The 18,170-nt window shown below is 68.0% G+C and carries 20 protein-coding genes; 8 read left to right on the forward strand and 12 right to left on the reverse strand.

The annotated features are described in order from the left end of the window. Nucleotides 1–10 precede the first annotated feature (10 nt). The 3 genes from VAPA_RS22650 to VAPA_RS35440 form a co-directional block, all read right to left on the reverse strand. Entirely contained in the window at nt 11–1,234 is a 1,224-nt protein-coding gene (locus tag VAPA_RS22650) for an RtcB family protein (protein WP_021009101.1), read from the reverse strand. Between the two features lie 38 nt (nt 1,235–1,272). Then, nucleotides 1,273–2,424: a slipin family protein gene (locus VAPA_RS22655; protein WP_021009102.1), complete on the reverse strand. Its 1,152-nt coding sequence runs from the start codon at nt 2,422–2,424 to the stop codon at nt 1,273–1,275. A gap of 481 nt (nt 2,425–2,905) precedes the next feature. Continuing rightward, on the reverse strand, nt 2,906–3,028 hold the full coding sequence (locus VAPA_RS35440; RefSeq protein WP_268977779.1) for a hypothetical protein: 123 nt from the start codon (nt 3,026–3,028) through the stop codon (nt 2,906–2,908). Between the two features lie 87 nt (nt 3,029–3,115). Here VAPA_RS35440 and rtcR point away from each other — a divergent pair, with 87 nt between their 5' ends. The 5 genes from rtcR to VAPA_RS22680 all read left to right on the forward strand — a co-directional run bounded on the left by rtcR (nt 3,116) and on the right by VAPA_RS22680 (nt 7,340). Then, entirely contained in the window at nt 3,116–4,726 is a 1,611-nt protein-coding gene (gene rtcR / locus VAPA_RS22660; protein WP_021009103.1) for an RNA repair transcriptional activator RtcR, read from the forward strand. Between the two features lie 46 nt (nt 4,727–4,772). Continuing rightward, nucleotides 4,773–5,111, forward strand: a complete 339-nt coding sequence (locus VAPA_RS22665) for a VOC family protein (RefSeq protein ID WP_021009104.1) — start codon at nt 4,773–4,775, stop codon at nt 5,109–5,111. A gap of 54 nt (nt 5,112–5,165) precedes the next feature. Further along, entirely contained in the window at nt 5,166–6,002 is an 837-nt protein-coding gene (locus VAPA_RS22670; protein ID WP_021009105.1) for an alpha/beta hydrolase, read from the forward strand. Beyond that, nucleotides 5,999–6,946 (forward strand): bifunctional Delta(1)-pyrroline-2-carboxylate/Delta(1)-piperideine-2-carboxylate reductase, encoded by a 948-nt coding sequence (gene lhpI / locus VAPA_RS22675; protein WP_021009106.1) that lies wholly within the window; start codon nt 5,999–6,001, stop codon nt 6,944–6,946. The genes VAPA_RS22670 and lhpI overlap by 4 nt, the downstream gene beginning before the upstream one ends. 142 nt (nt 6,947–7,088) lie before the next feature. Next, nucleotides 7,089–7,340 (forward strand): hypothetical protein, encoded by a 252-nt coding sequence (locus tag VAPA_RS22680; RefSeq protein WP_021009107.1) that lies wholly within the window; start codon nt 7,089–7,091, stop codon nt 7,338–7,340. A 43-nt stretch (nt 7,341–7,383) separates the two neighbouring features. Here the strand turns inward: VAPA_RS22680 and VAPA_RS22685 are convergent, their stop codons facing one another. From VAPA_RS22685 to VAPA_RS22695, 3 genes are read right to left on the reverse strand one after another with little or no spacing between them, the layout of a single operon-like run. Further along, complete coding sequence (locus VAPA_RS22685) at nt 7,384–9,192, reverse strand: cytochrome c biogenesis protein DipZ (RefSeq protein WP_021009108.1); 1,809 nt, start codon at nt 9,190–9,192, stop codon at nt 7,384–7,386. Between the two features lie 21 nt (nt 9,193–9,213). Next, nucleotides 9,214–10,587, reverse strand: coding sequence for an ATP-binding protein (locus tag VAPA_RS22690; RefSeq protein ID WP_021009109.1), 1,374 nt, complete (start codon nt 10,585–10,587; stop codon nt 9,214–9,216). Nucleotides 10,588–10,636: 49 nt separating this feature from the next. Then, complete coding sequence (locus tag VAPA_RS22695; RefSeq protein WP_021009110.1) at nt 10,637–11,056, reverse strand: organic hydroperoxide resistance protein; 420 nt, start codon at nt 11,054–11,056, stop codon at nt 10,637–10,639. 200 nt (nt 11,057–11,256) lie between these two features. Here VAPA_RS22695 and VAPA_RS22700 point away from each other — a divergent pair, with 200 nt between their 5' ends. Next, nucleotides 11,257–11,997 (forward strand): response regulator, encoded by a 741-nt coding sequence (locus tag VAPA_RS22700; protein ID WP_021009111.1) that lies wholly within the window; start codon nt 11,257–11,259, stop codon nt 11,995–11,997. 87 nt (nt 11,998–12,084) lie between these two features. Here the strand turns inward: VAPA_RS22700 and VAPA_RS22705 are convergent, their stop codons facing one another. Then, nucleotides 12,085–12,657, reverse strand: a complete 573-nt coding sequence (locus VAPA_RS22705; protein WP_021009113.1) for a thioredoxin family protein — start codon at nt 12,655–12,657, stop codon at nt 12,085–12,087. Nucleotides 12,658–12,858: 201 nt separating this feature from the next. Between VAPA_RS22705 and VAPA_RS22710 the strand changes: the two genes are divergently transcribed. Beyond that, on the forward strand, nt 12,859–13,110 hold the full coding sequence (locus VAPA_RS22710; RefSeq protein WP_021009114.1) for a hypothetical protein: 252 nt from the start codon (nt 12,859–12,861) through the stop codon (nt 13,108–13,110). Here the strand turns inward: VAPA_RS22710 and soxR are convergent. From soxR to VAPA_RS22735, 5 genes are read right to left on the reverse strand one after another with little or no spacing between them, the layout of a single operon-like run. Further along, nucleotides 13,091–13,573, reverse strand: a complete 483-nt coding sequence (gene soxR, locus VAPA_RS22715) for a redox-sensitive transcriptional activator SoxR (protein ID WP_021009115.1) — start codon at nt 13,571–13,573, stop codon at nt 13,091–13,093. The two genes, VAPA_RS22710 and soxR, sit on opposite strands and share 20 nt — an antisense overlap. Before the next feature lie 47 nt (nt 13,574–13,620). Continuing rightward, nucleotides 13,621–14,595, reverse strand: coding sequence for a Bug family tripartite tricarboxylate transporter substrate binding protein (locus VAPA_RS22720; RefSeq protein ID WP_021009116.1), 975 nt, complete (start codon nt 14,593–14,595; stop codon nt 13,621–13,623). Then, nucleotides 14,595–15,800: a 3-oxoadipyl-CoA thiolase gene (gene pcaF, locus VAPA_RS22725; protein WP_021009117.1), complete on the reverse strand. Its 1,206-nt coding sequence runs from the start codon at nt 15,798–15,800 to the stop codon at nt 14,595–14,597. Before pcaF ends, VAPA_RS22720 begins: the two co-directional genes overlap by 1 nt. Before the next feature lie 30 nt (nt 15,801–15,830). Further along, a complete protein-coding gene (locus VAPA_RS22730; RefSeq protein ID WP_041946203.1) occupies nt 15,831–16,478 on the reverse strand; it encodes a 3-oxoacid CoA-transferase subunit B in 648 nt (215 codons plus the stop codon). After that, the gene (locus VAPA_RS22735) at nt 16,475–17,176 is read right to left on the reverse strand and encodes a 3-oxoacid CoA-transferase subunit A (protein ID WP_021009119.1); all 702 of its coding nucleotides are present in this window, start codon (nt 17,174–17,176) and stop codon (nt 16,475–16,477) included. Before VAPA_RS22735 ends, VAPA_RS22730 begins: the two co-directional genes overlap by 4 nt. Nucleotides 17,177–17,329: 153 nt before the next feature. Between VAPA_RS22735 and VAPA_RS22740 the strand changes: the two genes are divergently transcribed. Then, nucleotides 17,330–18,115 (forward strand): IclR family transcriptional regulator domain-containing protein, encoded by a 786-nt coding sequence (locus VAPA_RS22740; protein ID WP_021009120.1) that lies wholly within the window; start codon nt 17,330–17,332, stop codon nt 18,113–18,115. Nucleotides 18,116–18,170 lie beyond the last annotated feature (55 nt).

Here is an 18,170-nt window from a genome sequence, read left to right on the forward strand (position 1 = left end):
CGGCCTTTGCCTATCCCTTCACGCACACCACCTGCTTGAGCATGTAGATCACCTCCACCAGGTCCTTCTGCGCTTCCATCACCGCGTCGATGTCCTTGTAGGCCATCGGGATCTCGTCGATCACGTCGACGTCCTTGCGGCATTCCACGCCCTCGGTCGCGGCGATCTGGTCGGCTATGGTGAAGAGCTTCTTCGCCTTGGTGCGGCTCATCTTTCGACCGGCGCCGTGACTGCAGCTCATGAAGCTCTCGGGGTTGCCCTTGCCGCGCACGATGTAGCTCTTGGCGCCCATGCTGCCGGGAATGATCCCGAGCTCGCCGGCCTTGGCGCTCACCGCGCCCTTGCGGGTGACGAGCACGTCTTCGCCGAAGTGCGTCTCGCGGCTCACGTAGTTGTGGTGGCAGTTCACCGCTTCCACGTGCGCCTCGAAAGGCTTGGCAATCACCTTGCGCGCGGCCGCGACCACGCGCTGCATCATCACCTCGCGGTTGGCGCGCGCGAACTTCTGGGCCCAGCCTACCGCGCGCACGTAGTCGCCGAAGTACTTGGCGCCTTCCTCGAAGTACGCCAGGTCTTGATCAGGCAGGTTGCGCTGGTGCAGTTCGGCGTCATTCTTCGCGAGTTCGATGAAGTGCGTACCGATGGCATTGCCCACGCCGCGCGAACCCGAGTGCAGCATGAACCACACGGCGCCCGCTTCATCCAGGCACACCTCGATGAAGTGGTTGCCGGTACCCAGCGTTCCCAGGTGCTTGTGGTTGTTCGTGTTCCTGATGCGCGGGTAGTCCTCGCAGATCAGGTCGAACTCATCCACCAGCTTCGCCCAGGCGGCATCGGTTTCATCGGGCGGCGTTTCCCACGATCCCTTGTCGCGGCCCATGCGCTTGGGATTGCTCCCGTGCGGCACGGCCTTTTCGATCGCCGCGCGCAGCGGGCCCAGGTTGTCGGGCAGGTCGCGTGCGTTGAGCGTGGTCTTGCAGGCCATCATTCCGCAGCCGATGTCCACGCCCACTGCGGCCGGGATGATGGCCTTGAAGGTCGGGATCACCGAGCCCACGGTGGCGCCGATGCCGTAGTGCACGTCGGGCATGGCCGCGATGTGCTTGAACACGATGGGCAGGCGCGCAGCGTTCTCGAGCTGCTTCTGCGCCTCGTCTTCCACGGGCACGCCGTTCGTCCACATCTTCACGGGGACGCCGTTGGCCACTTCGTGCAGTTTGTAGTTCTGTTTCATTTTTTTTCTCTCTTCCATCGTTCGTTCTTCAGTGCTCCTCAAGATGCGTTCGGCCGCAGCGTCACCAATCCGTTGAGCACCTGGTCCAGACCACCGACCACCGAGATCTTGTCGATCCGTTCGGCCACGCGTTCCAGCGTCTCGAGTTCCTTCATCCGCAACGCGACGGGGTTGCCCTCCATCACCTTGGCGGTGTTCAGCAGCGACCGCGTGGCCGCGGTTTCCTCGCGGCGGCGGATCACGTTGGCCTGGGCCGACTTCTCGGCCTCCACCACCTGGGCCAGGATGGTCTTCATCTCGCCCGGCAGGATGATGTCCTTCACGCCCACGCTCTCCAGCACGACGCCCGAATCCTTCAGCCGCTCGCGCATCTGCGCCAACACCGTCTGATCGATGGCCGCCTTGTTCTCCAACAGTGCGTCCAGCGTCTGCTCGCCTACCGCGGCACGCAGGCCGAACTGCAGTTCACGATAGACATGTTCGGCCGGCTTGGGCATTTGCGCCAGCGCCTGGCGCACGTCGGTGAAGCGCCATACCGCAGACAGGTTCAGCCGCAGCCCCACCTTGTCGCGGGTCAGGATCTCCTGGCCGCTCACCTCGGCGATCTGCGAACGCAGGTCCACGCAAGTCACCGCGACCTGACGGTTGAAACGCCAGAAGCCGTGGTTGCCCGGCGGCAGCATCGCCTGCATCTGCCCTTCGAGCGTCAGCACGCCGGCATGGAACTCGGGCACCTGCACCAGCAGCACGCCGTCGAGCCCTTGCACCGCGCGTGGGCGCAGGGCCACGCTCTGCAGCTTTGCCAGCAATTCAGCCGGCAGGCGCGCATCGGCCGCCACGTCGACAACGTCCACGCGCTGCTCGCGCAGGCCGCGCCAGTACAACTTGCGCGTGGCAGGCGGCAGGATCTGCACCAGCACACCGTCTTCATGGCGCAGGCCGACCTGGGTTTCGCCCAGCGACACCTGCACGAACTCGCGTTCGACCAGCTCGGGCTCGCGCGCCAGGAAGTAGTCGGCCAGCTCGTGGTCGAAGGCCGGCTCGGCGAGCGAGAAGCGCTCCAGCTTCAGGGCATCGAAGCCCGAGAACACCCGGTGCTTTCCCGGGCCGAGCAGTTGCTCGAAGTCGCCATTGCGCAGCAGCAGCGCACGTTCGTTCTTCTTGACGGTGTATTGATTGAAACCCAGCATTTTTTTCTCCCACTCGTTGTTCGGTTCAGTTGTTCGTTTCGTTAGTTCAATCCAGGCCCTCGAAAGGGCAGGCGGCGGGCACTGCGGTGGGCCAGGCTTTCGTGCAGCGGTCGCAGGGTTCGGTCCGTGCCCTGCGTCGCATGTGCAACGCCGTCACCTCCCTCGCCGTCAGATGACTGCACGCAGTTCCTTGCCGCACGCGCGATGCGCAAGCCGCGTGCGCTTGGCACGGTGTCGCGCGTCCGCAAGGCCTCTTCGCCCTGCGCCGCACGCTCCGGTGTGCCGGGGCGGGGGGCTTTCGCCCCATCAGATGGCAGTGCAAGCACTGCCGGGTTTTTCGCGGGAATCGAACCCGCAACGCCATGTGGTTAGCACGGTGCTCAACCATGAGCAGAACTGAATCAAGTTCAGTCGCCAGCCAGTTCAACAGCGGCATACCGCGGACCCAAGACAGGATCTGGCCTGCGGCACCGGGCCGCTTTCATACGGCACCTGCGAGCGGATGAACTGCATCCGGACGGTTCATCCATTGCAGCCGGCGTGCCAGGTGATGCCGGTCGGCGCCGAAATTTCTTGAGAAGCAATGCAAGTCATTGATATTCATGAAGTTTTTTCTTTTGTTCGCGCATCGCTTCACCCTCGACCCTGATAGCATTCCAATCAGTATAGAAATTCAGCTAGTTTTTTATCCATGAAACCAGTCGTCGTCATCGGCTTCCTCGGTACCCAGCTCGACGCCGGCCACGGCGCGGGCCGCTGGAACAAGTGGCGCCCCACGGTCTCGCTCGCGCAGCACGAGGACATGGTCGTCTCGCGCATGGAGCTGCTCTACACGCACAAGCACAAGGCGCTGGCCGAGGTGGTGAAGGCCGACATCGCGACCGTGTCGCCCGAGACCACGGTCAACCTCGTGCCGCTCGACCTCGCGGACCCGTGGGATTTCGGCGAGGTCTACACGCGCCTGTACGACTGGGCGCGCGCCTATACCTTCGACACCGAGCGCGAGCAGTACTGGACGCACATCACCACCGGCACGCACGTGGCGCAGATCTGCATGTTCCTGCTCTCGGAATCGCGCGTGGTGCCGGGCGTGCTCGCGCAGACCTCGCCGCCCAGGAAGCAGCGCGAAGGCGAGGCCGGCAAGTACACCTTGATCGACCTCGACCTGTCGCGCTACGACGTGATCGCGCGGCGCTTCGATGCGGAGCAGCGCGACGCGGTCGCCTTCCTGAAGAGCGGCATCGCCACGCGCAATGCGCGCTTCAACGCGCTGATCGACGAGATCGAGCGCGTGGCCGTGCGTTCGCGCGCGCCGATCCTGCTGGTGGGGCCGACGGGCGCGGGCAAGTCGTTCCTGGCGCGGCGCATGTTCGAGCTGAAGCAGGCGCGGCACCAGATGGCCGGGCCGTTCGTCGAAGTGAACTGCGCCACGCTGCGCGGCGACGGCGCGGCCTCCACCTTGTTCGGCCACAGGAAGGGTTCCTTCACCGGCGCGGCGAGCGACAGGGCCGGACTGCTGCGCACGGCGAACCAGGGCGTGCTGTTCCTCGACGAGATCGGCGAACTCGGGCTCGACGAGCAGGCCATGCTGCTCAAGGCCATCGAGGAGAAGCGCTTCTTCCCGGTCGGCGCCGACAAGGAGGTGGAGAGCGACTTCCAGCTGATCGCCGGCACCAACCGCGACTTGCGCAGCGACGTGGCGGAGGGGCGTTTCCGAGAAGACCTGTTCGCGCGCATCAACCTCTGGACCTACGGCCTGCCCGGCCTGGCGCAGCGGCCCGAGGACATCGAACCCAACATCGACCACCTGCTGGCCATCCATGCGGCCGAGAACCACCGCGTGGTGCGCTTCAACGCCGAGGCGCGCGCGGCCTACCTGCGCTTCGCGCAGAGCGGCGAGGCACTGTGGTGCGGCAACTTCCGCGACCTCTCGGCCAGCGTGACGCGGCTGGCCACGCTGGCGGATGGCGGGCGCATCCCGGTGGCGCTGGTCGAGGCCGAGATCGCGCGGCTGCGCTGGCTGTGGAACCGCGAAGGCCCGGCGAAGCGAGGCGCAGGCGCCGCCGACGTCGACCTCGGCAGCCTGCTCGGCGATGACCGCGCGGCCGCGCTCGACCTGTTCGACCGGCTGCAGCTCGAAGCGGTGGTGCGCGTGTGCCGCGACTCGCGCAGCCTGTCGGATGCGGGGCGGCAGCTCTTCCAGGCCTCCCGCGCGCAACGCAGCGTGGTGAACGATGCCGACCGGCTGCGCAAGTACCTGGCCAAGCACGGGCTCGAATGGAGCCGCATCGCCGCGGGCTGAGCTATCCTCCGCCGGGACGGCCGCATCCAACCAAGGAAGGAAACCCATGTCGCTGACACTGCTCCTGCGCTGCCACGATCTGGCCCAGACCCAGCGCTTCTACGCCGATGTCCTCGGCTTCGCGGCTGCGCATTCGGCAGAGGGCACCCTGACGGTCGAGAAGCAGGGCGGCAAGCTCATCTTCACCCAGCAGGATCTCTGGCAGAGCCCGCCCACCTGCTCCGGCACCTTCTATTTCGCCGTGCCGGATGCGGCGGCCTACTACACCGCCGTCAAGGACAAGGCCTCGATCGCGTGGCCGCTGCAGCAGATGCCGTACGGCTCCAGCGAGTTCGCGGTGGTGGACTGCAACGGCTACCACCTTGCATTCCGGCAGCAGGCCTGAGCGGCCGATCCGCAAGACGCCCCGCGCGGCCGGGCGCCACGGAAAGCACTCCCCATGAACTGGAAGCTGGCCTTGTTCGCCGCCCTGCCCGCCTTCCTCACCGGCTGCGTCCAGTCGATGTTCTATTACCCCGACCGCGTGCGCTACGAAACGCCCGACGCGCTCGGGCTGCGCTACGAGGCGGTGCAGTTCGCCAGCGCCGACGGCACGCGCCTCAGCGGCTGGTTCATTCCTGCCGTGAGCCGGCAGAACCCGAAGGAAGCCAAAGGCACGGTGGTTCACTTTCACGGCAACGCCCAGAACATGAGCACGCACTGGCGCTTCGTGGCCTGGCTGCCGAAGCAGGACTTCAACGTGTTCGTGTTCGACTACCGCGGCTACGGCGAATCGGCCGGCAAGCCGGAGCCCAAGGGGGTGTTCGAGGATTCCAGCGCCGCGCTCGACCACGTGCGCTCGCGCGGCGATGTCGACCCCGGGCGCCTCCTCGTCTTCGGCCAGAGCCTGGGCGGCGCCAACGCGATTGCGGTGCTGGGCTCGGGCAACCGGACCGGCGTGAAGGCGGCGGCCATCGAATCGACCTTCTATTCGTATTCCTCGATTGCGAACGAGAAGCTCCCGGGCGCCGGGCTGCTGGTGAGCGACGACTACGCCGCATCGAAATACGTCGCCGCCGTCGCACCCATTCCCCTGCTGTTGATCCACGGCACGGCCGACCTGATCATTCCGCATTCCCATTCGCGGCGCCTGCTGGAGGCCGCGCGCGAGCCCAAGCGCCTGCTCGAGGTGCCCCGCGCCGGCCACCTCGAACCGATGACCGAGCGCTTCGGCGCCACCTGTCAGCAGGCGCTGGTGGAATTCTTCGACGCCTCGCTGCGTCCACGCCAACCATGAAGCATTTCGACCCAGCCACCACCCGCGAGCCGCTGGCCTTTGCGCGGCTCGTGCCCGCCCTGCGCGCGGCCTTCGCGGCCGAGGCGCACGTGCCGCCGCGTCATGTGCACAGCATCGAAACCGCCGGCGCCGACAAGGGGACCGTGCTCATCATGCCGGCGTGGAGCGATGCGGGCTTTCTGGGCATCAAGACCATCAACGTCTTTCCGGGCAACAGCGCGCGCGGCCTGCCCGGCCTGCATGCGACCTATGTGCTGTACGACGCGCACACCGGCGTGCCGCTGGCGCTGATGGACGGCAACGAGCTCACCGCGTGCCGCACGGCCGCCGCATCGGCGCTGGGCGCCTCGTTCCTGGCGCGCGCCGATGCCCGCCGGCTGCTGGTGCTGGGCACCGGCCGCATCGCGCGGCTGCTGCCCGCCGCGCATGCGAGCGTGCGGCCCATCGACGAGGTATTCGTGTGGAACCACCGGCCCGAAGGCGCCCAGGCCCTGGCCGCGCAATGGCGGGCCGAAGGGTTCAACGCGCAGGCCATCACCGAGCTCGAAGCGGCCGTGCGCCAGGCCGACATCGTCAGCTGCGCCACGCTGGCCACCGCGCCGCTGGTGCACGGTGAATGGCTGGCGCCGGGCTCTCACCTGGACCTGATCGGCAGCTTCACGCCCGCCATGCGCGAGGCCGACGTGCGCTGCTTCGAGGGTGCGCGCACCTTCGTCGACACCACCGAGGCACTGCAGAAGGCGGGCGAGCTGCTCGACGCCATTGCGGCCGGCACGCTGCGCGCCGATGCGGTGCAAGGCACGCTGGCCGCACTCTGCCGGGGCGAACGCCCGGGCCGCACGGGCAGCGGGGAGCGCACCGTCTTCAAGGCCGTGGGCAGCGCGCTCGAAGACCTGGCGGCCGCCACGCTGGTCTGGCAGCACGCCGAATCGGTCGCGGCCTAAGGCTTAAGGCCTAGAAAACAGCGGCCGGCGGCACGCGGAGAGAGCCATTTACCGACAGACACATACGTCATGCAGCTGATGGCACGCCTCTTGCGCCAACGTTAACCTGATGCCCATACCCAAAGGCCCGGAGGCCCGCCCCATGCTCACCATTTTTCAGAAAGCCACCATCCTCAGCAAAGCCGGTTTCGAGGTGCCCGCCTGTCCGGCCGAGGATTCCTCGGCCACTTCGACCAGCGCGGTGTCCCAGAAGATGCACGACTGGGCCAAGGCCATCGAGACGCTGTACGTCAGCTACGTGGCTGCCCGCGCGGCCAAGAGCCTGCGGGATGCCGAGGAATCGCGCCAGACCGACATGCTGCGGCGGCTTTCGCTGAGCGCCTGGGCCGCCTGACACGCAGGCTCGGCCACTCGCCCCGCCCGAGCCGCGTCAGCGCTCAACCGAAAGTGAACGCGTAGGCCTGCGCGCCGGCGTCGAGAAACTCGATCTCGAACAGCCGCTCCCTCCCGCTCGCCGCCTGCCGCACCAACTGATACAGCTTCTGTGCATCGATCACGCCGTGGCCCTGCGCATCGGTGTCGGAGCCGTGGTCCGCAAGCGGCGGCTTTCCGTCCACCAGCACCCTGAAGCGCACCGGCTTGCCATTGGCCGCCGGTCCCAGCACCAGGTGCAGGTCGCGCGCCTGAAAGCGATAGGCGATGCGGCCGTTGGCGCTGTTCAGCACGGCGCGCTCGGCCTCCACCGTCCAGTCGCCGGCCAGCGCCCACTGGTTGGTGCGCAGCGGCGAAGACGCGGGCTGGTAGACCTTCGCATGGTCCCGCGCGATGCCGCCGGGCGAGGCAAAGCCGTGCGCGCGCTCGTGGCCCAGGTAGGTTTCGCCGGACAGCGCCGGCTCGGCGCCGGGCGCGGCCTGGGTACCCTGCCCCAGCGGCGCCACCAGCCCGGCGGCGATGCGGGTCTGCCCCGCCTCGGCCAGCAGCTGCTGGATGACCTGCTCGGCCTTGTCGTAGCGGTTCTCGCCGAACTGATGGTGGCGAATGTGCCCCTCGGCATCGATGAAGTAGAACGCGGGCCAGGCTTGGTTGTCGAAGCCGCGCCAGATCGCGAAATCGTTGTCCATCGCCACCGGAAAGCCGATGCCCAGGTCCCTGACGGCCTTGCGCACGTTGGCCGGCTGCTTCTCGAACGCGAACTCCGGTGAATGCACGCCGATGACCACCAGCCCCGCGTCCTTGTACTTCTCGGCCCATGCACGAAGGTAGGGCAGCGTGCGCAGGCAGTTGATGCACGAGTAGGTCCAGAAGTCGACCAGCACCACCTTGCCGCGCAGGGCCTCGGGCGCGAGCGGCGCGGAGTTGAGCCATCCGGTGGCGCCGGCCAGTGAAGGGAAGCGGCCTTCGACCTTGAGTTCGCGCGCGGGCACCGGCGCCGTGCGGCTTTCCGACACCCGCACGAGGCCAGCGTCTTCGCGCAGCGCGACCGGCTCCGCCTGCGGCTCGCGCGCCGGCTGCGCATTGCGCGGCTTGATCCTGTCCACCAGCGCCTGCTCCAGCGCCGAGGTGGTGCCCAGGGAAAGACGGGCGAGCAGGCCCGTGTCCAGCCCCAGTGCAATGGCGCCCACCCCCGCCAGCACGGCCGCGCCGGCGGCGCGCCGCACCCATTCGCCGGTATGCAGCGAACGCTTCATGACGGAGAACAGCCGGCCGCCGAACAGCAGCGCGGCCGCGAGCGAGGTGCACGCGCCGGCCGCATAGGCCAGCAGCAACAGCGAGGTTCCGACGCTTGCGCCATTGAGCGCCGCGCCCGTCAGGATCAGGCCGAGGATCGGCCCCGCGCACGGCGCCCAGAGCAGCCCCGTGCCCACGCCCAGCAACAACGGCGAGAACACCGGGGCCGGTGCCGCGCCGCCATCGCCGCGCGGCTCCGACATGCGAATGCCCAGCGCCACCAGCGGCCGGCTGATGCGGTCGGCAACGCTTGGGAACAGCAAGGTCACGCCGAACAGCGCGAGCATGGCAATGGCGGCATGGCGCCCGTATTCGTTGAGCGCGACGATCCAGCCGCCGCCCACCGCCGCCAGCGTGGCCACGGCGGCAAAGGCCAGCGCCATGCCCAGCAGCATCGGCAGCCCATGCGAGCGGAAGGGGCGATCGGCGCGCGCGAACACGAAAGGCAGCACCGGCAGGATGCAGGGGCTCAGGATGGTGAGCACCCCGCCCAGGTAGGCAATGAGGAGGATGAGCATGATGTTTGGGGGAAGGTGGGTTCAGCCTTGGAGGGTGGCGCGGGCGGGCGCGGCGGCCATGGTGAGCCGGGCTTCGAGGCCGCCTTCCGCCCGGTTCTTCAGCGTGAGCTCGGCACCCATGGCCATGGCCAGCTGGTGTGCAATGGCCAGGCCCAGGCCGGTGCCGCCGGTGCTGCGGTTGCGCGAACTCTCGACGCGGTAGAAGGGCTTGAGCACGGCGTCGAGTTCGTCCGGCGGAATGCCCGGGCCGTTGTCGAGCACGCTCACCACCATCCGGCCGTCTTCGGCATGCACGCACAGGCGCACATCGCTGCCGAACTTCAGCGCGTTGTCGATCAGGTTCATCAGGATGCGGCGCAGCGCATGGGGGCGGCTCACGATCGGCGCGCCGGCCCTGCCTTCGAGCCGCACCTGCTGGCCCACGTCTTCGTAGTCGGCCACCATGCTCTCGAGCAGCGCGTCGGCATCGATGCGCAGCGGCGGCTCCGCGGCGCCGTGGAGCGTGCGCGCGTAGGTCACGCCTTCGCGCACCAGCGAGTGCATGGCGTCGAGGTCCTGGCGGAATTTCTCGCGGTCGTGTTCGTTGTCCATCAGGTCGGTGCGCAGCCGCATCCGCGTGATGGGCGTCTGCAGGTCGTGCGAAATGGCCGCGAGGATCTCGACGCGCTCGGACATGTAGCCGGCGATGCGCTGCTGCATGGCGTTGAAGGCGCGCGCCGCATGCGCCACTTCGGTGGGGCCCTCTTCCGCGAGCGTGCGGCCCTTCAGGTCGGGCCCGAGCTGATCGGCCGCCGCGGAAAGCTGCGCGAGCGGCCGCGTCACCAGCCGCACCGCATACCAGGCGCACACGGCCAGCACCAGCAGCTGAGCCGCAAGCAGCCACATCACCCAGCCCGACACCGGCATGCCCACGCGCATGGCATGAACGACCACGGAAGAACCGTCGCTCAGGCGCACCTGGATCTGCAAGCCCTCGGGCGGCCAGGCCACCTCCCCGACCTTGACGATCTCGAACGGGCGCATTGCATCGACGATGGCCGCGGCAAACTGCCGCGACTGCAGCGAGCCGGGCTCGGTGCCCTCTGCGCTGCCGCCCAGCACGAAGCGGTAGTTGCGCCGCTCCAGCCGGTCGAGCCAGCCGGCGCGCTCCGCCGCGGGCAGGCGGTCGAGGATGGCGACCGAGCTCGCGATGTCGCGCTCGATGCCGATCATCATCAGCTCGCGCAGCGCCATGTTCCGCTCGTAGCGGATCGCCGCGAAGGTAAGCAGCTGCGCGATCGCCAGGCCCACCACGATGATCAGCGTCACGCGGTAGAACAGCGAGCCGGGCAGCAGCCGGCGCCAGCCGCGCACAGCGCCGGCCGGGTTCGCGGGAGGATTCGCGAGAGTGGACATGGACACCTTCTTCTATTCATGCAGCGCGGCCGTGCGCGCCGCGGCCGGTTTACACCAGGTGGATGGAAACGTCGATATTGCCGCGGGTGGCCTTTGAATAGGGGCAGGTCTGGTGCGCCGCGTCCGTCAGGGCCTGCGCCACTTCGCGGTCCAGGCCCGGCAGGCTCACGTTCAGGCGCGCCTGCAGGAAGTATTCACTGCCCGCAGTGCCCAGGTCGACTTCGGCATCGACGGCCAGGTCGGGCGGCAATGCGACCTTCATCCTGCCTGCCGCCTTGCCCATGGCGCCGATGAAGCAGGCCGACCAGCCGGCCGCGAACAGCTGCTCCGGGTTGGTTCCGCTGCCGGCGCTGCCGGGCGACGAGAGCTTGATGTCCAGGCGGCCGTCGGAGCTGCGCGCCTCGCCGTCGCGGCCACCCGAAGAGGTGCGGGTCTTGCCGGTGTAGAGAACTTTTTCGATGCGGGCCATGGTGGTTTCCTTGGGTGAGTTGGGTTCGGAACGCACGGATTGTTGGCCCGCCTCCCCCCTGCCCGCGCACATTGCGTATGCCTGTGTACGGCGCCCGCCGCGCCAGATACTTGCGAATACAAAACCGCCGGTCCGAAGCGGGCGGGCGGCTACATTGCGGCTGCGGGCGCTTCCCGCACTCACCCTTTTTGCTCACTGCCATGACGCCAAAGACCTCCGACCACATCCTCATCGTCGACGACGACCGGGAAATCCGCGAACTGCTCACGACCTACCTGGTGAAGAACGGCCTGCGCGTGGTCGCGGTGCCCACCGGCCGCCACATGCGCGCGGCGCTCGAAGAGTCGGGCCCGTTCGACCTGATCATCCTCGACCTGATGCTGCCCGGCGAAGACGGGCTCACGCTCTGCCGCGACCTGCGCACCGGCAAGTACAAGGCCACGCCCATCCTGATGCTGACCGCGCGCAGCGAGGAAGCCGACCGCATCCTGGGCCTGGAGATGGGCGCCGACGACTACCTGGCCAAGCCCTTTTCCGCGCGCGAGCTGCTCGCGCGCCTGCGCGCCGTGATGCGCCGCACGCGCATGCTGCCGCCGAACATGGGCACCGTCGAGGCCTCGCAGAAGCTGGGGTTCGGCGAATGGCAGGTCGACACGGTGGCGCGCCACCTGATCGACGACGGCGGCGTGATGGTGGCGCTGAGCGGCGCCGAATACCGGCTGCTGCGCGTGTTCCTCGACCATCCGCAGAAGGTGCTGAGCCGCGATCAGCTGCTGAGCCTCACCCAGGGCCGCGAAGCCGAGCTCTTCGAGCGCTCCATCGACCTGCTCGTGAGCCGGCTGCGCCAGCGCCTGCGCGACGATGCGCGCGAGCCCCGCTACATCAAGACCGTTCGCAGCGAAGGCTACGTCCTCGCTTCGGCCGTCGAGGCGAGAGACTGACCGACGCAATGCACTGGCAGCTGGCCGGGTTGCGCACCTCGTGCGCCAGCCCGCCCGCGAGGAACAGCAGCGCGAACCAGAGCTTCTTCATTTAGCGGCCCCGCTCGCGGCGGCGGCAGGAAAAGGCCCCGCAAGAAGCGCCTGGATCTTCTTCTCCGTGGCGGCGTAGCTGCCCTCGCCGAAGTGGGAGTAGGCGATGCGCCCTTCCTTGTCGATCAGGTACACCGCGGGCCAGTACTGGTTGTTGAAGGCCTTCCAGGTGCCGTAGCTGTTGTCCTGCGCCACCGCATGCCTGATCTGCAGGCGCTGGATGGCGTCCCTCACGTTCCTGGTCGATTTCTCGAACGCGAACTCCGGCGTGTGAACGCCCACCACGGTCAGGCCCTTGTCCTTGTACTTTTCATGCCACTGCTGCACGTAGGGCAGATGGTTGAGGCAGTTGATGCAGGTGTAGGTCCAGAAGTCGACCAGCACCACCTGGCCGCGCAGCTCCTGGAGCTTCAGCGGCGGCGAGTTGAGCCATGTGTCGATGTTCCGGAACTCCGGCGCCGGCCGCGCCACGTCCGCAGGCGTGTGGCCGCCGAGCTGCGGCGCCGCAAACGTCAGGGCGCCCACCGATGCGGCGATGGCCGCGCCAATGGCAATGCGGAAGAGCTTCATGGTGGTTCCTTTGGGCGATGCGCAACGGCGTGGGTTGATGACGGTCGGATTGTTTTCCGCCCACCGGCCGCACGGCGCGCATTGCGTATGCCTCTGTGTCGAGGCTCGAAACCGACACACTACGTTTCACAGGACGGCGGCCCGCACTTCATCGATTTTCCGCTTGACCTCAAGTTAGGTTGAGGCTGCACATTGCGCTGCATGAACTATGACCAGCAACCCTCCGGCCGTGTCGCGCAGGCGCTCGGCATCCATCGAAGCATTGCGGCATGCCATGCGTACCTCGCGCGCAACAACGATGTCCATGCGCTGACGGCGGCGCTGATGCTGCCTTGCTACCGCGCCGAGTTCGGCCGGTTGGCGCTGGCGATGTCTTCGGCAGAGAAGACCGCGCTGATGTCGCTGCTCCCCGCCGACGGAGAGCCGCCGGCTGTCAGTCTTCCGCGCGCCTGATCACCAGGCGGCGGGCGCCGGGCCCTTCCGACGACAGCTTGTCGGCCGGGTTGCGCAGGCGGCAGCGGTCGATGGACAGGCAGCCGCAGCCGATGCAGTCGTCCAGCGTGTCGCGCAGCTTCTTGAGCTGGGCCATGCGTTCGTCCAGCTCTGCGCGCCAGCCGGCGGAAAGCCGCGCCCAGTCAGCGCGGCTGGGCGCAGCCGAAGTGGGAAGCGTCGCAAGGGCATCGGCAATGTCGGCCAGCGCAATGCCCACCCGCTGCGCGACGCGGATGAACGCCACGCGCCGGAGCACGTCGCGCGCATAGCGGCGGTGGTTGCTCGGCGCCCGGTGGCTCGCGATGAGCCCTTTGGCTTCGTAGAAGTGAAGGGTGGACACCGGCACCCCGCTGCGCTGCGCGACCTCGCCCACCGAAAGCGTGGCGGGAAAATCGTGCGGCGGTTCTGCTGGCTTGGATTTCATCGAGACCTCTCGACCTCGACTTTAGTTGAGGTTGAGAGGCCGCGTGCTCACTCGACGGTGGCGCCGGAAGCCTTGACGATGCCGGCCCACAGGGCGCTTTCCCTCGCAATGAGGGCGGCGTATTCGGCCGGGCCGCCGAGCAGCGGCACCGCGCCTTCAACGCCCAGGCGCGACTGGAATTCAGCGCTGCCCGCCACCTGGAGCATCTGCGCCGAAAGCTCCTTCACGAAAGCGTCGGGCGTGCCGCGCGGCGCGAGGATGCCGTAGGTCAGCGTGCTCTCGAAACCCGCGAGTTCGCGCAGGCCCGACTCGGCCACGGTGGGCACGTCGGGCAGCGAAGGCAGGCGCTTTGCGCCCGTGACCGCAATGGCGCGCAGCCGTCCGCCCTTGACCAGCGCGAGCGCGGGCGGAATGACGCTGAACATCATCTGCACCTGCCCGCCCGCCAGATCGGTAAGGCCGGGGTTGGTGCCCTTGTAGGGGATGTGATTGATCCGGGTGCCGGTGCGCTGCGCGAAGAGCTCGCCGGTCAGGTGGCCGCCGGTGCCGCTGCCGCTGGAGGCGTAGTCGAGCAGGCCCGGCCGGGCCTTGGCCTCCGCGACGAGGTCGGCCACGGTGCGGATCTTCGATGCCGCGGGCACCACGAGCACCAGCGCGGACGAAGCGAACATGGCCACGGGCAGCAGGTCCTTGCGCGCGTCGAACTTCAGGCCCTTGTAGAGCGCCGGGTTGATCGACACGGTCCCCGTGTGGCCCAGCAGCAGCGTGCTGCCGTCGGGCGCGCTGCGCACCACCTGCTCGGCGCCCAGGTTGCCGCCCGCGCCGGGCTTGTTGTCGACGATGACACCCTGCTTGCGCAGCTCGCCCAGGCCCTTGGCCATCTGGCGCGCGAACACGTCGTTGCCGCCGCCGGCCGCAAAGGGCACGACGATGCGGATCGGCCGGGCGTCGTTCTGCGCGTGCGCGGGCAGCCCTGCCGCCGCCAACAGGCCCAGCAGCAGGCCGCGTCGGGCGCGATCCATCAGACGCGTTCCAGGATCACGGCAATGCCCTGGCCCACGCCGATGCACATGGTGCACAGCGCATAGCGGCCGCCGCCCTTGTGCAGCTGGTTGACCGCGGTGGTGGCCAGGCGGGCGCCGCTGGCGCCCAGCGGGTGGCCGAGCGCGATGGCGCCGCCGTTGATGTTGACGCGCGGGTCGTTGTCCTGGAGGCCGAGCAGGCGCAGCACGGCAAGGCCTTGGGCCGCGAAGGCTTCGTTGAGTTCGATGACGTCGATCTGGTCGATGGTGAGGCCGGTGAGCGCCAGCACCTTCTGCGTGGCCGGCGCGGGGCCGATGCCCATCACGCGCGGCGCCACGCCGGCGGTGGCCATGCCGACCACGCGGGCGCGCGGCGTGAGGCCGTGCTTGGCGGCGCTGGCTTCGTTGGCCAGGAGCAGCGCGCAGGCGCCGTCGTTCACGCCGCTGGCATTGCCGGCCGTCACGGTGCCGTCGGGGCGCACCACGCCCTTGAGCCTGGCGAGCGACTCGAGGCTGGTTTCGCGCGGATGCTCGTCCTTGCTGACGATGATCGCGTCGCCCTTCTTCTGCGGCACGGTCACGGGCACGATCTCGGCGTCGAAGAAGCCGGACTTCTGCGAGGCCACGGCGCGCAGCTGCGAGTTGAGCGCCATCAGGTCCTGCGCCTCGCGTTCGATCTTGTAGTCGGTGGCCACGTTCTCGGCCGTCTCGGGCATGGAGTCGACGCCGTACTGCGCCTTCATGAGCTTGTTGACGAAGCGCCAGCCGATGGTGGTGTCGTACACCGCGTTGTTGCGGCTGAAGGCGCTCTCGGCCTTGGGCATGACGAAGGGCGCGCGGCTCATGCTTTCGACACCGCCGGCAATCATCAGGCCGGCTTCACCGGCGCGGATGGCGCGCGCGGCGGTGCCGAGCGCGTCGAGGCCCGAGCCGCACAGGCGGTTGATGGTGCCGCCGCCGATCTCGAGCGGCAGGCCCGCCAGCAGCGCCGACATGCGCGCGACGTTGCGGTTGTCTTCGCCGGCCTGGTTGGCGCAGCCGTAGAGCACGTCGCTCACGGCCTGCCAGTCGACGTTCTTGTTGCGTTCCATCAACGCCTTGAGCGGCACGGCGCCGAGGTCGTCGGTGCGCACGCTGCTGAGCGAACCGCCGTAGCGGCCGAAGGGGGTGCGGACTGCGTCGCAGATGAAGGCTTGGGTGGTCATGTGAGTTGTCTCTGGAATGGGGTGAACGGGTTACGCGGCGATCGGCAGGCCGACCAGCTTCTCGAGCTCCTCGCGGCTGAGGCCATCGACCAGGTCGACGAGCTTCAGGCCCTCGGGCGTGCATTCGAGCGTGGCCAGGTCGGAGTACACGCGCTTGACACAGGCGATGCCGGTCAGCGGATAGGTGCATTCCGGCACCAGCTTGCTCGCGCCCTGCTTGGTGAGCAGGTCCATCATGACCCAGGTCTGCTTCGCGCCGATGGCCAGGTCCATGGCGCCGCCGACCGCCGGGATGGCGTCTTTCTCGCCGGTGTGCCAGTTGGCAAGGTCGCCGGTGGCCGACACCTGGAACGCGCCGAGCACGCAGATGTCGAGGTGGCCGCCGCGCATCATCGCGAAGCTGTCGGCATGGTGGAAGAACGAGCCGCCCGGCAGCAGCGTGACGGGCTGCTTGCCGGCGTTGATGAGGTCGTAGTCTTCTTCGCCGGCCTCGGGCGCGGGGCCCATGCCGAGGATGCCGTTCTCGCTTTGCAGAATGACCTCGCGGCCCTTCGGCAGATGGTTGGCCACCAGCGTGGGCTGGCCGATGCCGAGGTTGACGACGGCGCCGTCGAAGATGTCCTGCGCCACGCGGGCTGCGAGCTGGTCCTTGGTGCGACGTGTGTAGGTCATGGTCATGCTGCCTTCTTGAAACCGCCGGCCTGGGTGGCCACGCGTTCGATGCGCACCACCTGGTGCACGAAGATGCCCGGGGTCACGACGGTCTCCGGGTCGAGGGTGCCGAGCTCGGCGATGTCGTGCACGGTGGCGATGGTCTTCTTCGAGGCCATGGCCATCACCGGGCCGAAGTTGCGCGCGGCCTTGCGGTAGACCAGGTTGCCCCAGCGGTCGCCGCGCTCGGCCTTGATGAGCGCCACGTCGCCGTGGATCGGGTACTCGAGCACGTACTGCTTGCCGTCGATCTCGCGGGTTTCGCGGTTGCCCGCGAGCTGCGTGCCGTAGCCCGTGGGGCAGAAGAAGGCGCCGATGCCGGCGCCCGCGGCGCGGATGCGCTCGGCCAGGTTGCCCTGGGGCACGAGCTCGAGTTCGATCTTGCCGCTGCGGTAGAGCCCGTCGAACACCTGGCTGTCGGCCTGGCGCGGAAAGCTGCAGATGATCTTGCGCACGCGGCCGGCCTTGAGCAGCGCAGCCAGGCCGGTTTCGCCGTTGCCGGCGTTGTTGTTGACGACGGTGAGGTCCTTGGCGCCCTGCTCGACGAGGCCGTCGATGAGTTCGCCGGGAATGCCGGCGGTGCCGAAGCCGCCGATGAGAACCGTGGCGCCGTCCTGGATGCCTGCAAGGGCATCGGCGACCGAGCGCGCGATCTTGTTGATCATGAAGCCTGTCTCCGGGAGTGAGGAAAGAGAAATCGAACCGTGCGAACGACCTGCCCGAACCATCCGACCCGACCGGTCGATTCTGCGAATCGCCGATTTGTTCGTCTGAAGAACATTTGTTCGTATAATGAATTCTAAAGAGGATCGTTCCAAATGGCAACCCACACTCCACCAACCGGAACGCCCGCCCCCGGCGACAGCTACGTGCAGTCGTTCGCGCGCGGGCTCCAGGTGATCCGCTCGTTCAGCGAAAGCGCGCCGCGGCAGACGCTCAGCGAGGTGGCAGCCGCCAGCGGGCTCACGCGGGCGGGCGCGCGGCGCATCCTGCTCACGCTGCAGACGCTGGGCTACGTGGTGAGCGACGGCAAGCTCTTCACGCTCACGCCGCGCATCCTCGACCTGGGCTTTGCGTATCTTTCTTCGATGCCGATCTGGAACCGCGCCGAGCCGGTGATGGAAGCGCTGGTGCAGCAGGTGCAGGAGTCCTGCTCGGCCGCGGTGCTGGACGCCACCGACATCGTCTACGTGATGCGCGTTCCGACCAAGAAGATCATGCACATCAGCCTGGGCGTGGGCTCGCGGCTGCCGGCGTACTGCACCTCGCTCGGCCGGCTGCTGCTGGCCGACCTGGACGACGAAGAGGTGCGCGCGCGGCTCGAGGCCTCCGATCGCCAGGCGCTCACCAAGCACACGGTGACCGACGTGGACGCCCTCATGGCCAAGGTGGCGCAGGCGCGCAGGCAGCAGTGGTGCCTGGTGAACCAGGAGCTGGAAGAAGGCCTGATCTCCGTGGCCGCGCCCATCGTCAACCGCCAGGGCCGCATGGTGGCCGCGCTGAACATCAGCGGACAGGCCAACCGCACCAGCGCCAAGGTGATGCAGGAGACGATGCTGCCGGCGCTGATGGATGCCGCAAAGAAGGTCTCACAACTGCTGTAAAGAGAAAGCGGCCTCATCAAGTGCACCCGCGGAACCGGCTTTGCCGGGCCGCCGG

It is taken from the genome of Variovorax paradoxus B4, from assembly GCF_000463015.1.
GTDB classification, from domain to species: Bacteria; Pseudomonadota; Gammaproteobacteria; order Burkholderiales; family Burkholderiaceae_C; genus Variovorax; species Variovorax paradoxus_E.